The 13907-nt window shown below is 39.2% G+C and carries 19 protein-coding genes; 15 read left to right on the top strand and 4 right to left on the bottom strand.

Features of this window, described 5'->3' with window-relative positions:
* Positions 1-130 precede the first annotated feature (130 nt).
* The 6 genes from cysP (at position 131) to SOI81_RS04380 (ending at position 5640) form a co-directional block, all read left to right on the top strand.
* A complete protein-coding gene (cysP, locus tag SOI81_RS04405) occupies positions 131-1138 on the top strand; it encodes a sulfate ABC transporter substrate-binding protein (RefSeq protein WP_104079154.1) in 1008 nt (335 codons plus the stop codon).
* 30 nt (positions 1139-1168) lie between these two features.
* Entirely contained in the window at positions 1169-1777 is a 609-nt protein-coding gene (locus SOI81_RS04400) for an alpha/beta hydrolase (protein WP_320541285.1), read from the top strand.
* Between the two features lie 80 nt (positions 1778-1857).
* Positions 1858-2691: a sulfate ABC transporter permease subunit CysT gene (cysT, locus tag SOI81_RS04395; RefSeq protein WP_320541284.1), complete on the top strand. Its 834-nt coding sequence runs from the start codon at positions 1858-1860 to the stop codon at positions 2689-2691.
* Positions 2688-3572, top strand: a complete 885-nt coding sequence (gene cysW, locus SOI81_RS04390) for a sulfate ABC transporter permease subunit CysW (RefSeq protein ID WP_016140279.1) — start codon at positions 2688-2690, stop codon at positions 3570-3572. Before cysT ends, cysW begins: the two co-directional genes overlap by 4 nt.
* An 11-nt stretch (positions 3573-3583) precedes the next feature.
* Entirely contained in the window at positions 3584-4645 is a 1062-nt protein-coding gene (gene cysA, locus SOI81_RS04385) for a sulfate/molybdate ABC transporter ATP-binding protein (RefSeq protein WP_016140278.1), read from the top strand.
* 71 nt (positions 4646-4716) lie between these two features.
* The gene (locus SOI81_RS04380; RefSeq protein ID WP_016140277.1) at positions 4717-5640 is read left to right on the top strand and encodes a CysB family HTH-type transcriptional regulator; all 924 of its coding nucleotides are present in this window, start codon (positions 4717-4719) and stop codon (positions 5638-5640) included.
* 90 nt (positions 5641-5730) lie between these two features.
* Here the strand turns inward: SOI81_RS04380 and carO are convergent, their stop codons facing one another.
* The gene (gene carO / locus SOI81_RS04375; protein ID WP_016140276.1) at positions 5731-6480 is read right to left on the bottom strand and encodes an ornithine uptake porin CarO type 1; all 750 of its coding nucleotides are present in this window, start codon (positions 6478-6480) and stop codon (positions 5731-5733) included.
* 295 nt (positions 6481-6775) lie between these two features.
* Between carO and dapD the strand changes: the two genes are divergently transcribed.
* From dapD to SOI81_RS04335, 8 genes are all read left to right on the top strand, one after another.
* Entirely contained in the window at positions 6776-7597 is an 822-nt protein-coding gene (gene dapD, locus SOI81_RS04370; protein ID WP_016140275.1) for a 2,3,4,5-tetrahydropyridine-2,6-dicarboxylate N-succinyltransferase, read from the top strand.
* Between the two features lie 98 nt (positions 7598-7695).
* A complete protein-coding gene (gene queE, locus SOI81_RS04365) occupies positions 7696-8406 on the top strand; it encodes a 7-carboxy-7-deazaguanine synthase QueE (RefSeq protein ID WP_016140274.1) in 711 nt (236 codons plus the stop codon).
* A 40-nt stretch (positions 8407-8446) separates the two neighbouring features.
* A complete protein-coding gene (queC, locus tag SOI81_RS04360; RefSeq protein ID WP_224991506.1) occupies positions 8447-9115 on the top strand; it encodes a 7-cyano-7-deazaguanine synthase QueC in 669 nt (222 codons plus the stop codon).
* A 16-nt stretch (positions 9116-9131) separates the two neighbouring features.
* Positions 9132-9548 (top strand): hypothetical protein, encoded by a 417-nt coding sequence (locus tag SOI81_RS04355; RefSeq protein ID WP_320541283.1) that lies wholly within the window; start codon positions 9132-9134, stop codon positions 9546-9548.
* A 96-nt stretch (positions 9549-9644) separates the two neighbouring features.
* Entirely contained in the window at positions 9645-10331 is a 687-nt protein-coding gene (locus SOI81_RS04350; RefSeq protein ID WP_320541282.1) for a diphthine--ammonia ligase, read from the top strand.
* A gap of 17 nt (positions 10332-10348) precedes the next feature.
* Complete coding sequence (gene bcp, locus SOI81_RS04345; RefSeq protein ID WP_032053028.1) at positions 10349-10810, top strand: peroxiredoxin; 462 nt, start codon at positions 10349-10351, stop codon at positions 10808-10810.
* A gap of 117 nt (positions 10811-10927) precedes the next feature.
* A complete protein-coding gene (locus tag SOI81_RS04340) occupies positions 10928-11497 on the top strand; it encodes a CAP domain-containing protein (protein WP_320541281.1) in 570 nt (189 codons plus the stop codon).
* 11 nt (positions 11498-11508) lie between these two features.
* On the top strand, positions 11509-11871 hold the full coding sequence (locus SOI81_RS04335; protein WP_320541280.1) for a glyoxalase superfamily protein: 363 nt from the start codon (positions 11509-11511) through the stop codon (positions 11869-11871).
* A gap of 11 nt (positions 11872-11882) precedes the next feature.
* Here the strand turns inward: SOI81_RS04335 and SOI81_RS04330 are convergent, their stop codons facing one another.
* Positions 11883-12458: a nicotinate-nicotinamide nucleotide adenylyltransferase gene (locus SOI81_RS04330; RefSeq protein WP_239975159.1), complete on the bottom strand. Its 576-nt coding sequence runs from the start codon at positions 12456-12458 to the stop codon at positions 11883-11885.
* Positions 12459-12567: 109 nt separating this feature from the next.
* Here SOI81_RS04330 and SOI81_RS04325 point away from each other — a divergent pair, with 109 nt between their 5' ends.
* Positions 12568-13368 (top strand): enoyl-CoA hydratase, encoded by an 801-nt coding sequence (locus SOI81_RS04325; protein ID WP_320541279.1) that lies wholly within the window; start codon positions 12568-12570, stop codon positions 13366-13368.
* On the opposite strand, the gene SOI81_RS04320 is transcribed toward SOI81_RS04325, so the two are convergent.
* Positions 13361-13681 carry an NGG1p interacting factor NIF3 gene (locus tag SOI81_RS04320; RefSeq protein ID WP_239975158.1) on the bottom strand — a complete coding sequence of 107 codons (321 nt, stop codon included), beginning with the start codon at positions 13679-13681 and terminating at the stop codon, positions 13361-13363. The genes SOI81_RS04325 and SOI81_RS04320 overlap by 8 nt on opposite strands.
* 67 nt (positions 13682-13748) lie before the next feature.
* Positions 13749-13874 (bottom strand): KGW motif small protein, encoded by a 126-nt coding sequence (locus SOI81_RS04315; RefSeq protein ID WP_002118600.1) that lies wholly within the window; start codon positions 13872-13874, stop codon positions 13749-13751.
* Positions 13875-13907: the final 33 nt, after the last annotated feature.

The raw sequence follows: 13907 nt of genomic DNA, 5'->3' as shown, positions 1-13907 counted from the left end.
TAGTTTATCTCTTTTTAGTATTTCTATTTTTTTCATATTAAATTCGTTTTTTATTATTTTTTTAGAATAAAGACTAGCGCTATTCTGCGTTCATGTTTTGAACATTTCATATTTTTTGAGGACTTATCTCATGCGTTTTTCTCAATTAAAAGTCGGGGTTATCGCTGCACTTCTTTCTGTTTCATCATTTGCAGCTCAAGAGTTTTTAAACGTTTCTTACGATCCAACTCGTGAGTTATATACAGATTTCAACAAACAGTTCGGTACTTATTGGAAACAACGTACGGGTCAAGATATTGAGTTTAAGCAATCACACGGTGGTTCTGGTAAACAGGCGCGTGCGGTTATTGATGGCTTAAATGCAGATGTAGTGACATTGGCACTTGCGGCTGATATCGATGAAATTGCTGAAAAAGCAAAACTACTTCCAACAGACTGGCAGAAAAAACTGCCACAAAACTCAACGCCATATACATCAACGATTGTGTTTTTAGTGCGTAAAGGCAATCCAAAACAAATCAAAGACTGGGCTGATTTAATCAAACCTGGTGTAGAAATTATTACACCAAACCCGAAAACTTCTGGTGGTGCTCGTTGGAATTATCTTGCAGCTTGGGCTTGGGCAAAACATCAACCGGGTGGCAATGATGCAAAAGCACAAGAGTACGTTCGTCAAATTTATAAACACACTAAAGTTCTAGATTCGGGTGCACGTGGTGCAACGACTACTTTTGCTGAGCGTGGTATTGGTGATGTATTGCTAGCTTGGGAAAACGAAGCTCATTTAGCTCTTCGCGAACAACCAGGCAAATTTGAAATTATTACCCCGTCTCTTTCGATCTTAGCAGAGCCTCCAGTTGCAATTGTAGAGAAGAATGCAGCTAAAAAAGGCAACTTAACGATTGCTAAAGGTTATCTCAACTACTTGTACTCACCTGCTGGTCAAGAAATTGCAGCTCGTAACTTCTACCGTCCGCGTAACGCAGCTGTTCTTAAGAAATACAGCAATGTATTTAAGCCATTGAAGCTTGTAACCATCGACAAAGAATTTGGTGGTTGGACAAAAGTGCAAAAACAACACTTTGATAATGGTGGTGTTTTCGATCAAATCGTGAAAATCAATAGTGCAGAGAAGTAATTCTTTGTACTAAAGATAAGGAGAACAGACATGATTCACACTGTAATTGTTCCGGGTGTAGGTGGTAGTGAACATCAACATTGGCAATCTTGGTTGCAGCGTCAACTCGTGTCTAGTTCTCGTGTTGAGCAAAAAAACTGGGATAGACCCGTACTAAGCGAATGGGTTGAACAATTTGTTAAAACAGTTCAAGCAGCACCAGCTCCTGTTCAGATTGTTGCCCATAGTTTTGGATGTTTAACAAGTGTTGCTGCTTTAGCAGAGTATCCAGAATTAAGAAGCCAAGTGAAGAAACTTATTTTAGTCGCGCCAGCAAATCCAGCACGCTTTGGGGAAGCAGGATTTGCTCGCCATAGCTTGACCGACTACAAAGCGTATTTTCATCAATTAAACATTGATGTGCCTGCAACGCTACTCATTAGTGAGAACGATCCTTGGCTTGGTCTTTTTGATGCTTTACAACTTGCAAAATCATGGAAGTTAAATCCAGTGAATCTTGGTGAAGTTGGTCATATTAATGTTGCCTCAGGTTTTGGGCCATTTCCAGATTTACTGAATTATTTGATTCCAGAAGATTCGACGTGTAGTCACTCATCTATCGACCCGGTAAAAACACATTTCTCTTTGAAATTTGCTTAATACCAATCCTTATACCACACCGTTTATCTTTATTTATTCGCTTACTGGTTTCAGCAGGCTTTTCTCTTTGAGGAAATATCATGTCGCAGCGATCCCGAGTGCTGCCAGGGTTTGGTCTATCTTTGGGCTTCACCCTCGCCTATGTGTCTTTTATTGTGCTTATTCCATTAGCCGCGGTCTTCATCAAATCATTTGGAATTGGATGGGACGGATTATGGGAAATTTTAACGTCTGAGCGTATTTTAAAATCGCTTCAACTCAGCTTTAGCTCAGCCTTAATAGCAGCGTTTATTAATGTTGTGTTTGGTTTGCTTTTAGCTTGGTGCCTTGTTCGTTATAACTTTCCTGGAAAACGTCTGGTTGATGCTTTGGTCGATTTACCTTTTGCACTTCCAACAGCGGTTGCAGGTATTGCGCTGACCTCACTCTATGCACCTACTGGCTGGATAGGTCAATATCTGGAACCACTTGGTATTCAGGTTGCCTATACACCTATCGGGATTACGCTGGCATTGGTGTTTATTGGTATCCCATTTATTGTAAGAACAGTTCAGCCAGTACTCAGTGATATCGAAACTGAACTTGAGGAAGCGGCTTCCGCACTCGGCGCAAATCGTTGGCAAACCATCACTAAAATTATTTTACCGATCTTACTACCTGCCCTATTTACAGGCTTTGCTTTAGCATTTGCTCGCGGCGTGGGTGAATATGGTTCTGTTATTTTTATTGCTGGCAATCAACCTTTTAAAACAGAGATTGCACCACTCATGATTATTTCTCGTCTTGAGGAATATGACTATGCAGGTGCAACCACAATTGCTGCGGTGATGTTAGTTCTCTCTTTCATTATTTTATTTGCCATTAATTTACTTCAAGTCTGGGCAAACCGTCGTACGGGGAGAAATATCATATGAATCTACATACTGACAGCAATGCGCTTGCCTTGAAGTTGCAATCTCGTGACGCGACACGTGAGCCGACTTGGGTACGTTATACCTTAATTACCATTGCACTGATTTTCTTTCTCAGCTGCCTGATGTTGCCACTTATTTTGGTTTTCGTGGAAGCATTTAAACAGGGACTTGAAGTCTATGTTCAGGCTTTGATTGATCCAGATACATTATCAGCAGTGAAACTAACATTATTAACCGCAGCGATTGCTGTGCCAATTAACGTGATATTTGGCGTTGCCGCAGCTTGGGCCGTTTCTAAATTCCAGTTTAGAGGCAAAGCTATTTTAACGACCATTATTGATATGCCTTTTTCGGTTTCACCTGTTATTGCAGGTTTAATGATTGTACTGATTTTTGGTGCTCAAGGCTGGTTCGGCGGCTGGTTAATGGATAATGACATCAAAATTCTATATGCCGTACCTGCAATTGTTTTAGCGACTATCTTTATTACCGTTCCATTTGTAGCACGTGAGTTAATTCCACTCATGGAAGCTCAAGGAACTGAAGAGGAAGAAGCAGCGATTGTACTTGGTGCATCTGGATGGCAAACCTTTTGGAAGGTCACACTCCCTAACATTAAATGGGGGCTAATTTACGGCGTGATTCTGTGTAATGCCCGCGCAATGGGTGAGTTTGGCGCAGTATCTGTGGTTTCTGGCCACATCCGTGGTGAAACTAATACCCTGCCACTTCATGTCGAAATTTTATATAACGAGTACACCTTTAGCGCAGCCTTTGCCGTGTCCTCATTACTTGCTTTTTTAGCCATATTAACGCTGGTATTGAAAACGTGGTTAGAACTACATCAAGACAAACCACAACCGCATTCAACTGATTCGTAAGGAATGAGATCATGAGTATTCAAGTTAAAAATATTGAAAAACACTTTGGTGCATTCCATGCGCTTAAAAATATTTCCCTAGACTTTCCGGAAGGTGAACTAGTCGCATTACTTGGTCCATCTGGATGCGGTAAAACAACGCTACTTCGTATTATTGCCGGTCTAGAGTCAGCCGATGGTGGTCAAGTGCTACTTGAAGGCGAAGACGCGACTAATGTACATGTGCGTGAGCGTCAGGTTGGCTTTGTATTTCAGCACTATGCTCTATTCCGTCACATGACCGTATTTGACAATATTGCCTTTGGTTTACGTGTTCGCCCTCGTGCAACACGCCCTTCGGAAGCTGAAATTAAAAAACGTGTTACTCGTTTACTTGATCTAGTTCAACTGGGCTTTTTAGCAGACCGCTACCCTGCCCAGCTTTCTGGCGGACAACGTCAGCGTATTGCTTTAGCCCGTGCTTTGGCGGTAGAGCCACGCGTATTATTGCTTGATGAACCATTTGGTGCTTTAGATGCCAAAGTTCGTAAGGAATTACGCCGCTGGTTACGTAACTTACATGATGAATTGCATATCACTTCAATTTTCGTAACTCATGATCAGGAAGAAGCGCTTGAGGTGGCAGACCAGATTATTGTCATGAATAAAGGCAATGTCGAACAGATCGGCTCACCTCGTGAAGTCTACGAAAAACCTGCAACGCCGTTTGTATTTGATTTCTTGGGTCAGGCAAATCGATTTGAAGGTGAACATACAGAAGGTATTATCCGTATCGGCAATGACCGTATTCAATTACCGACAACAGTTGAGGCACCTCAAGGAAAAGTAATTGCTTTTGCCCGTCCAGATGAGTTACATATTCACTCGCAACCGCAAGCGAATACCATTGAAGCGACGTTTGTGCGTGAAATCTGGATTGCTGGAAAAGTAGTGGCCGAATTACAAGACCGTAATGGACGTTTAATTGAAATTGCTCTGAGCAGTGAAGCTGCAAAATTACATGCATTTAAACCTAATCAAACTGTTTGGGTGAGTGCATCTCAATTGCACTTATTTGCAGACCAAGTTGCTTAAGAAATATATTTGGTGAGGAAATATCTTGCGGATTTTTAGACGCTCCTCACCTCTTTTGAGGAAAAGTGTAAATGAACTTTCAACAATTAAGAATTATCCGAGAAACAGTACGCCAAAACTTTAACTTGACGGAAGCATCGGCTGCACTCTACACATCTCAATCAGGTGTAAGTAAACACATCAAAGACTTAGAAGATGAATTAGGTGTTCAACTTTTCGTTCGTAAAGGTAAACGCCTTTTAGGTTTAACTGAACCAGGACAATCACTTCTTAGCATTGTTGAACGCATGTTAGTGGATGCTGAAAATATTAAACGACTTGCTGAAGATTTTAATAAGGTTGACGAAGGAACATTAACGATCGCAACTACGCATACTCAAGCGCGTTATGTCTTGCCTCCGATCGTCAATCAATTTAAAAAATTATTTCCAAAAGTTCATTTGATTTTACAACAAGCTAGCCCCGTCGAAATTTCAGAAATGCTTTTACAAGGCGAAGCGGATATTGGAATTGCAACCGAGTCTTTAACGACTGAAGAAAATCTGGCTAGCATTCCTTACTACCAATGGCAACACAGTATTATTACGCCGCAAAATCATCCTTTAGTGCAGGCAGATAAAATCACTTTAGAACTTTTAGCTGAATACCCACTCATTACTTATCATGGTGGTTTTACAGGTCGATCTAAAATCGATAAAGCCTTTGAAGAAGCCCAACTCGATGCCGATATCGTAATGTCAGCTCTTGATGCCGATGTTATTAAAACCTATGTGGAACTTGGCATGGGTGTGGGTATTGTCAATGATGTAGCTTATGATACAGAACGTGATTATCGTTTAAAGCAAACCAAGACTGATATTTTTGGTGTCAACACGACATGGATTGCGGTGCGCAAAGGCCATCTATTACGCGGTTATGGTTATGAGTTTATTTCATTATGCTCACCTGATGCGGATATTAAAGCGCTAAAGAAAATTGCTTATCCAGATGAATAAAAATTAAGAAAAAATAAAAGAGCTTTTTAGCTCTTTTATTTTATTAGATGCAAAAAAAAACGAGCCGTAGCTCGTTTTTTCTTTAAGATCTTACCAGTAGAAGTTCACACCAACTTTACCAACTGGTAACCACTTGTATTTATCATCATTACGGATTTCATTTTCTTCCTTATCTACTGCATCCTGAGCAGACGTTGGATTCCCATTTACAGGGGCAAGGTTATATTGAGTTAACTGAACTTTTGGATTACCAGTGTAGTAGGCACCTACCTCACCAAATACACCCCAATTCTTGTTAAATTTTGGAGCAAAACCAAAGCCTACGTAAGGAGCAATATTATTTTCATAATTCATCTTACCCTTTACGCCACCCTCTTGACCTGCAACTGCTTGTTGATAGTTTTTACCATCAATTGATAATGTTTCACCGTTACCAATGCGTTTAGCTAAGTCATAATCATTATCTAGATAAGCAGCACCTGCAGCAACATATAAGCCTTGAGCCCATGGATTAGAGCTAGCACCCCATGGACGAATCTCAGCATTTAAATAGATATTGTTGTTGTCCATATCTAGGTCATATTTAGTACCATTTACAGAAACATCATCTGTCCACGAAATGTCACCACCGTTATAACCTAAAGCTAAGCCCACATATGGATTTGCTTGCCATAATAAAGCACCACCGTAACCAGTTGTACCTACCTCAGCACGCACCCCCACAGGAAGTAATTGTTTTTGATCAAATGCGTAGCTGTCATGAACAACGGCTTCATCTGCCATTGCAGCGCCGGCAGCAAATAAAGCTGTTGTTGTTACTAAAACACGTAATGCTTTCATAGTTTTCTCCTTAAAAAGGCTCTGTTTTTAATTTATTCATCTTGTGACTGAAATCATAATAAAGACAGCTTAGATTCTTTTTTATACAAAAAATGCTAGATTTCTGTTATTTTTTGATACAAATTGAGTTAAATTTTTATTTTCAAATCATTTTTGTGTAAAAAACACTTGATTATCTAATAAGCTTATTCCGATTTACCTCATTTATATCACCAATTAAACCTAACACGTTTTTTGAAAGATTCTTGTCACAAATTAGTGTAAAATCTTTAAAATTTTTTATGGAAGGAAGATCATGTCTCAGCTTTCTACGATCATTGAGCAAGCATTTGAAGACCGCGCAAATTTTACTGCAGCAGATTGTTCAAGCGAAATTCGCCAAGCTGTTGAAGAAGCAATTGCTGGTTTAGATAACGGTACACTTCGAGTTGCTGAAAAAATCAATGGTGAATGGGTTGTTCATCAATGGTTAAAAAAAGCTGTTTTATTATCATTTAAACTAAATGACAATAAACCAATCGAGTCATGTGATCTTCGTTTCTACGACAAAGTTGAAACTAAATTCTCTGGTTGGACTGAAGAGCAATTTAAAGCAGCAGGCGTTCGTGTTGTTCCTCCAGCTGTAGCACGCCGTGGTAGTTTCCAAGCTAAAAACGTGGTGTTAATGCCATCTTATGTAAACATTGGTGCTTATGTAGATGAAGGCACAATGGTTGATACATGGGCAACTGTAGGTTCATGTGCTCAAATCGGTAAAAATGTTCACTTATCTGGTGGTGTAGGTATTGGCGGTGTTTTAGAGCCATTACAAGCAAACCCAACTATTATTGAAGACAACTGCTTTATCGGTGCACGTTCAGAAATCGTTGAAGGTGTTATTGTTGAAGAAGGCTCAGTCATTTCAATGGGCGTTTTCATTGGTCAATCAACTAAAATTTATGACCGCGAAACTGGTGAAATCCATTATGGTCGTGTACCAGCAGGTTCAGTTGTAGTTTCAGGCAGCTTGCCATCTAAATGTGGTACTTACAGCTTATATGCTGCGATCATCGTGAAAAAAGTTGATGCGCAAACGCGTGCCAAAACAAGCTTAAACGATTTGTTACGTGCTGACTAATTTGTTATAACTCTCTTGCGGAGCTTTAATCGCTCCCCATCTCTACGATCCCACTGATCGTAGAGATTTTATTTTTTATATAGTGTGGTATTTCTAGAATGGCTTCCTTACGTTCCTCTGCAATTCCTGTCTCAGACCCTGCGTCCGGTTTACGCATTACCGAGATTTTTTACTCGTTGCAGGGTGAAGCAAACGCCTCTGGCCTACCGACTGTATTCATTCGTCTAACGGGCTGTCCATTACGTTGTAGCTATTGCGATACCACTTATTCTTTTGAAGGTGGCGAACGTTTTTCACTTGAACATATCATTGAAACAGCCAAGCAATATCAAACACCTTATATTTGTGTGACGGGTGGTGAACCTCTCGCACAGCCAAACTGTTTGATTTTATTACAACGTTTATGTGAAGCAGGTTTTGACGTTTCCTTAGAAACCAGTGGTGCACTTGATGTATCGAAAGTCGACTCTCGTGTTTCTAAAGTTCTTGATTTAAAAACTCCAACTTCTGGTGAGGAACATCGTAATCTCATCAGCAATCTTGATCATTTAACATTGCATGACCAAATTAAATTCGTCATTTGCAATCGTGAAGACTATGAATGGTCAAAGCAACAAGTTGAAAAATACCAACTGCATAAAAAAGTCAGTACCGTTTGGTTCTCCCCTGCCTTTGCAGTTGAAAAAGGTGCTGTAGGCCTGCCACGTTTAGCACGTGATCTGGCACAGTGGATACTTGATGATAAATTATCGGTTCGTTTCCAACTTCAGTTACATAAACTGCTTTGGAATGATGAATCAGGTCGTTAATCACTCAATAAAATAAATCATTCCGAATATGGAGAAAAATATGCGCTCTCGTGCCATTGTTTTACTTTCAGGCGGCTTAGACTCAACCACTTGCCTAGCTTGGGCACAAGCGCGCTATGAATGTATTGCTATTAGTTTTATGTATGGTCAACGCTCAACTACTGAACTTGATGCTGCAAAAGCTTTAGCTCAGCGTTCGGGTGTTGAACATCGTGTAATTAATATTGATCTAGCTAATTTAGGTGGATCAGCACTTACAGATCACAACATTGCCGTACCAGAACAGTTACAAGAAGGTATTCCTGTAACTTATGTACCAGCGCGTAACACTATTTTCCTCTCATATGCTCTAGCAGCAGCTGAAGTATTTAATGCTGAAGCAATTGTTATTGGCATCAATGCTGTTGATTATTCAGGATATCCTGACTGTCGTCCTGAATTTATTGATGCTTTTGCCAATATGGCTCGTTTAGCAACTAAAGCTGGCGTAGAAGGAAAACCACTTAAGTTTGAAACACCCCTGTTACATTTATCCAAAGCGAATATCATACGTTTAGGTATTGAACATGGCGTAGACTATAGTCAAACGGTATCTTGCTACCAAGCAGATGCTCAAGGACGTGCGTGTGGCAAATGTGACAGTTGCCGTTTGCGTAAAGAAGGCTTTAAAGAGGCTGGTGTTGCCGACCCAACACGCTATATACCGTAATAAGTAGGTAAAATTTATGAAGTTGTTAAAATCAAATCTTATTCTTTCATCTTTGTTCTCAACTGTAGCTCTTATGGCTGGTGCAGCTCACGCTGCTGAAAACCCAGTTCAAGCAGCATATAAAAATACTAATGTTAAAGGCGCATTAGTTAATGTTTGTAAAGAACAAACAGCTAAAGGCGGCAAGTTAAGTTCATCTGAAGTTAGTAAATTCTGTAGCTGCCAAGTTGAAGCACAAGGTAAAGTGACTGAAGCACAAAAATGGGAAATCCAAAGTGCAATCAATGCGAAGAAGAGCCCAAGTTCTCTAGGATTTGTACAACAACAAAACCGTGATCTTAAAGCATGTTTCGGTCCTCAGTTAACAACTAAACTTGAAAAATTAACTGAAGAAGCTATGAAAGCAGCTCAACAACAAGCTCCTAAGAAATAAGAGTTTAATGTTCCAAATTAAGCCTGCATTTATGCAGGCTTTTTTGTAGCTCTGTTAAAATACCTTAACTTTTGAACAATTCTTTTGAAGTAAGCCATGCAAGAACAGTGGAAAACAAATGCTAACCATAAAAGGTCTATTGTTTCATTTAGTGGAGGCAAAGACAGTTCGCTAGCGCTCTACCATACCATGCAGACTGGCGAAGTAATTGGAATGATTGTAATGCTAGAAGAACATGGCCACCGTTCTCGCTCACATGGTATGCCACTTGATATTATTCGAGCACAAGCTGAAGCAGTCGGCCTGCCAGTGTTCATGGCTTCATCAAGTTGGAATGACTATGAACCTAAGTTTATTGAATTACTCAATCAAGCAAAGCAACAAGGAGCTGAAGTACTAGTTACAGGTGATCTTGATATGCCTGAACATGGCTGTTGGCATGATCGAGTAACTCAACAAGTGGGACTTCAATTAGGCATGCCTCTTTGGCTACGCCCGCATCGTGAAGTTGTTGAAGAATTCATTACTCTTGGATTCAAAAGTGTCATTGTTACTGTGAATCTAAAACTAGGGATGAAGGTCGAGGATTTAGGTAAAATCTTAACTTTAGAATATATTCAAGAACTTGAAAACCGTGGCATTGATCCATGTGGTGAGGGCGGTGAATTTCATACGACTGTAATTGACGGGCCAATTTTTAACAAAGCAATTCCTGTAAGAAAACTCAATATTGTTTATCATGAGGAATATGCTTTTTTACCACTTGAATTAGATCAAATTTAACTTTTAAAGGATAAGAAATGTCTGAGAATATTCAACTGCCAAATCAGGTGTTCCCTACCACACACGGTGAAGTGAACTTGACCGAAGTCGAAAATGAATGGTTAATCATTTACTTCTATCCTAAAGACTCAACACCAGGGTGTACAACACAAGCAGTTGGTTTTTCTTGTCTGAAAGATCAATTTGAAGCTTTAGGTGCCCGCATTATCGGTGTTTCACGTGACTCAGTGAAAGCCCATCAAAATTTTACAGAGAAGCAGGCACTTACTATTGATCTGATTAGTGATAAAGAAGAAGTTCTTTGTCATCATTTTGATGTGATTAAAGAAAAGAATATGTATGGAAAAAAAGTAATGGGTATTGAACGTTCTACTTTTATTTTCCATAACAAAGAATTGGTTAAAAGCTACCGTAAAGTTAAGGCTGCTGGACACGCAGAACAAGTTCTAGAAGACCTAAAATCTCTGCAAACAGCTTAATAAATTCAACCAACAAAAAGCGAGTTTAATACTCGCTTTTTTTAGTGCAAAGCATTACCGAATAATTTGAGTTTAGCGTATCATAAAATATTAGAATAATTAGTTTAAGGCATTGATATGAGTTCACTCAAAACTTGCTCTTTACTGCCTGCCATTCTCTTTATTGGTGCATGTAGTACAAATACATTAGCCATACCAACTGACACCAGCACATCACTTGCTCAAATTCAGAAAAATTCAAAAGAAATAAGCTGCCAAGATTTACAAAACCCCGCCTATCAACAAGCTGTACTCAAAAAAATTAATCAAATCCGTCAGCAATCACGCCAATGTGGTCGACAATATTTTTCTGCAACCAGACCACTAAGTTGGAGCAATAATTTATATAAAGGTGCACTTTCCCATAGTGAAGATATGGCTACACATAATTTTCTTGGGCATGTTGGCTCCACTGGCCTAGACTTAAAATCACGCTTAAAACTTTACAATACACTCGGTAAAGCCAATGGTGAAAATGTCGCTAGTGGACAGAAAACATTAGATGAAGTGATGTCTAGATGGCTATCGAGCCCCTTACATTGTAGTAACCTCATGAATCCTAAATTTACAACTTATGCAATTGCTTGTGCTTCTGATCAATCAGCAAAACAAAAGAGCTATTGGACGCAACAATTTGGTACACGTTAAAAGGAAAAAAGATGCAATCAGGTTCGATCACACCTATTTTAAGAATTTTTGATGTTGAGTTAGCTCAATCATTCTATCTTGAGTTCTTAGGCTTTCAGCCTGATTGGCAACACCAATTTGAAGACAATTTCCCACTATATTTACAGATTTCTAAAGACGATTGCGTCATCCATCTATCTGAGCATTTTGATGATGCGAGTCCCCATAGTGCAATCCGTATTTATTGGGAACATATCTATGAGTTACACAGTGAACTAAGCCAAAAAGATTATAAATTCTCTAAGCCTCAGATTGAAAAAACAGATTGGGAAACACTCGAACTCAGCATCACCGATCCTTTTTCAAACCGAATTATTTTTTGGGCAGATGCTTAATCTATATTCACTTATTCAAAATCATCTAAATTAGAGCGATCATCTTCTTTGAATCGTTGTTGCAGTTGTTGATAAATACGTGTTTTTTTAAACTCATCCAAAAATTGAATAGTTCCCATAGGGAAAAATTCCGTTTGAATTTCACCACGATAATAAGCTTCACGCATTGGCGTCGCTGAAATCGAGTCTTTTAGGCTATCGAGTTCGACCATGGTCCATTCTGGAAATAATCTTAAATAATAAGATGACTCATCCTTAAAGTGCCCTATTAGACCAATTTTTGAGTTTGGTTCAATCACGCCATTGACTAAAGATTTGACCTGTTTTACCCACTTTTCATCATTATAGACATCGACCACATGCACAAATCGAATACGTTTTTGCTCATCTGGTGAAAAATTAGATAAAATCATTTGTTCTCGTTCAACTGCAAGAAACGGATTTTTAATATTACGTTCCATTTGAGCAGAACCTAATGCCAAAATCACATAACGACTTTGTTGTAAGGCAATTTCAATTGTCTGCATATGAGCCAAATGAAATGGTTGAAAACGCCCTATAAAAACGAGATAGTCAAATTTATACATAATTAGATTTTCACTTTTTATGAACTCACCAGTTACCCGCATTACAGAAAATATGCGCCATAATGAGAACCTAAAAATTAACAACTTGGTTTAAAGCAAGGATAGTACGATGACACTTAGCTGTATTCAACAACCTCATCAACATTTACACGCAAATTTAGAAGGTGGCGTACTCACCTTAGCCATAAATCGTCCAGAAGCAAAGAATGCATTATATGGCGAACTTTATTTATGGATTGCTCAAGCACTAGATGAAGCCGATCTCAATAAAGACGTCCGAGTGGTTGTTCTACGTGGTGTAGAGCAAGATTTTACCGCCGGTAATGATATGAAAGATTTTATGGGTTTTGTACAAAATCCTAATGCAGGCCCAGCGGGTCAAGTTCCTCCATTCGTACTCCTTAAATCTGCTGCCCGATTGTCAAAGCCACTGATTGTTGCAGTAAAAGGTGTAGCAATTGGTATCGGTGTTACAATTTTATTACATGCAGATTTAATTTTTGCTGACAACACTGCCCTTTTCCAAATTCCATTTGTTAGTCTTGGCCTTTCTCCAGAAGGTGGTGCTAGCCAATTACTTATTCAACAAGCTGGCTATCATAAAGCAGCTGAGCTTCTATTTACTGCGAAAAAATTTAATGCAGAAACCGCAGTACAAGCAGGTTTAGTGAATGAAGTCGTTGAAGATGTTTATACGACCGCTCAGGCAACTGCTCAACATTTAGCAGCTTTACCGCTTGCATCGTTAAAGCAAACAAAAGCATTGATGAAGCATAATCTAGACCAAATTATTGAATGTATTGATCATGAAGCTGAAATCTTTATGCAGCGAGTTCAGTCCCCAGAAATGCTAGAGGCTGTACAGGCATTTATGCAAAAACGTAAACCAGATTTCTCACAGTTTAATTAAAATCAATTTCTATGATTTGAATAAACTCAAAGGCAGGCTCTTCGTAAGGATGGCTTGCCTTTAATGCTTTCGCTACAGCCTTTGCATTTTCTTCAATTACAATGGTTTCAACCCGCCACTCATCCACTTGTTCAAGCTCACCCACCTCTCCGATGTAAGGATCTGCGCCTTTAACTGGTTTAAACTCCCCGATTCCTTTTACTTGCCATGCGCAGTGTTCATAATTACCAATCCCACCCGCACCAGCAGAAAAGATGGCTTGTTTAGTCGACTCAAGATGTGAATCAGGCACGTAATAAATCAGCTTTAACATGAGTAGAATGACTCCTGACTATTGAACTAGCTTAAATCATACCTTTAAAAAAGCTTTACAATCAAAGTCAGCTCATCATTACTAGATAATTTGCTCCAATAAAAAGGATTTGAATGGCAAGTGCCAAGCCAAATAAACGCCAGCCCTTATCTTTGGTATACATTGTTCTTATGTGATACTTATTTTTCATCATTTTGATCTCCGATTTTTATCGTTGTTACAGAGA

It is taken from the genome of Acinetobacter pittii, from assembly GCF_034067285.1.
Classification (GTDB): domain Bacteria; phylum Pseudomonadota; class Gammaproteobacteria; order Pseudomonadales; family Moraxellaceae; genus Acinetobacter; species Acinetobacter pittii_E.
This window is presented reverse-complemented; position numbering and strand designations above follow the sequence as displayed.

Excerpts from the sequence above, each read along its gene's own strand:
- SOI81_RS04355 (WP_320541283.1), top strand. The coding sequence starts at position 9,132 with ATGAAGTTGTTAAAATCAAATCTTATTCTTTCATCTTTGTTCTCAACT.
- SOI81_RS04400 (WP_320541285.1), top strand. The coding sequence starts at position 1,169 with ATGATTCACACTGTAATTGTTCCGGGTGTAGGTGGTAGTGAACATCAA.
- SOI81_RS04330 (WP_239975159.1), bottom strand. The coding sequence starts at position 12,458 with ATGTATAAATTTGACTATCTCGTTTTTATAGGGCGTTTTCAACCATTT.
- SOI81_RS04325 (WP_320541279.1), top strand. The coding sequence starts at position 12,568 with ATGACACTTAGCTGTATTCAACAACCTCATCAACATTTACACGCAAAT.
- cysP (WP_104079154.1), top strand. The coding sequence starts at position 131 with ATGCGTTTTTCTCAATTAAAAGTCGGGGTTATCGCTGCACTTCTTTCT.
- bcp (WP_032053028.1), top strand. The coding sequence starts at position 10,349 with ATGTCTGAGAATATTCAACTGCCAAATCAGGTGTTCCCTACCACACAC.
- SOI81_RS04380 (WP_016140277.1), top strand. The coding sequence starts at position 4,717 with ATGAACTTTCAACAATTAAGAATTATCCGAGAAACAGTACGCCAAAAC.
- cysT (WP_320541284.1), top strand. The coding sequence starts at position 1,858 with ATGTCGCAGCGATCCCGAGTGCTGCCAGGGTTTGGTCTATCTTTGGGC.
- SOI81_RS04335 (WP_320541280.1), top strand. The coding sequence starts at position 11,509 with ATGCAATCAGGTTCGATCACACCTATTTTAAGAATTTTTGATGTTGAG.
- SOI81_RS04350 (WP_320541282.1), top strand. The coding sequence starts at position 9,645 with ATGCAAGAACAGTGGAAAACAAATGCTAACCATAAAAGGTCTATTGTT.
- queE (WP_016140274.1), top strand. The coding sequence starts at position 7,696 with ATGGCTTCCTTACGTTCCTCTGCAATTCCTGTCTCAGACCCTGCGTCC.
- cysA (WP_016140278.1), top strand. The coding sequence starts at position 3,584 with ATGAGTATTCAAGTTAAAAATATTGAAAAACACTTTGGTGCATTCCAT.
- queC (WP_224991506.1), top strand. The coding sequence starts at position 8,447 with ATGCGCTCTCGTGCCATTGTTTTACTTTCAGGCGGCTTAGACTCAACC.
- SOI81_RS04315 (WP_002118600.1), bottom strand. The coding sequence starts at position 13,874 with ATGATGAAAAATAAGTATCACATAAGAACAATGTATACCAAAGATAAG.
- dapD (WP_016140275.1), top strand. The coding sequence starts at position 6,776 with ATGTCTCAGCTTTCTACGATCATTGAGCAAGCATTTGAAGACCGCGCA.
- cysW (WP_016140279.1), top strand. The coding sequence starts at position 2,688 with ATGAATCTACATACTGACAGCAATGCGCTTGCCTTGAAGTTGCAATCT.
- SOI81_RS04340 (WP_320541281.1), top strand. The coding sequence starts at position 10,928 with ATGAGTTCACTCAAAACTTGCTCTTTACTGCCTGCCATTCTCTTTATT.
- SOI81_RS04320 (WP_239975158.1), bottom strand. The coding sequence starts at position 13,681 with ATGTTAAAGCTGATTTATTACGTGCCTGATTCACATCTTGAGTCGACT.
- carO (WP_016140276.1), bottom strand. The coding sequence starts at position 6,480 with ATGAAAGCATTACGTGTTTTAGTAACAACAACAGCTTTATTTGCTGCC.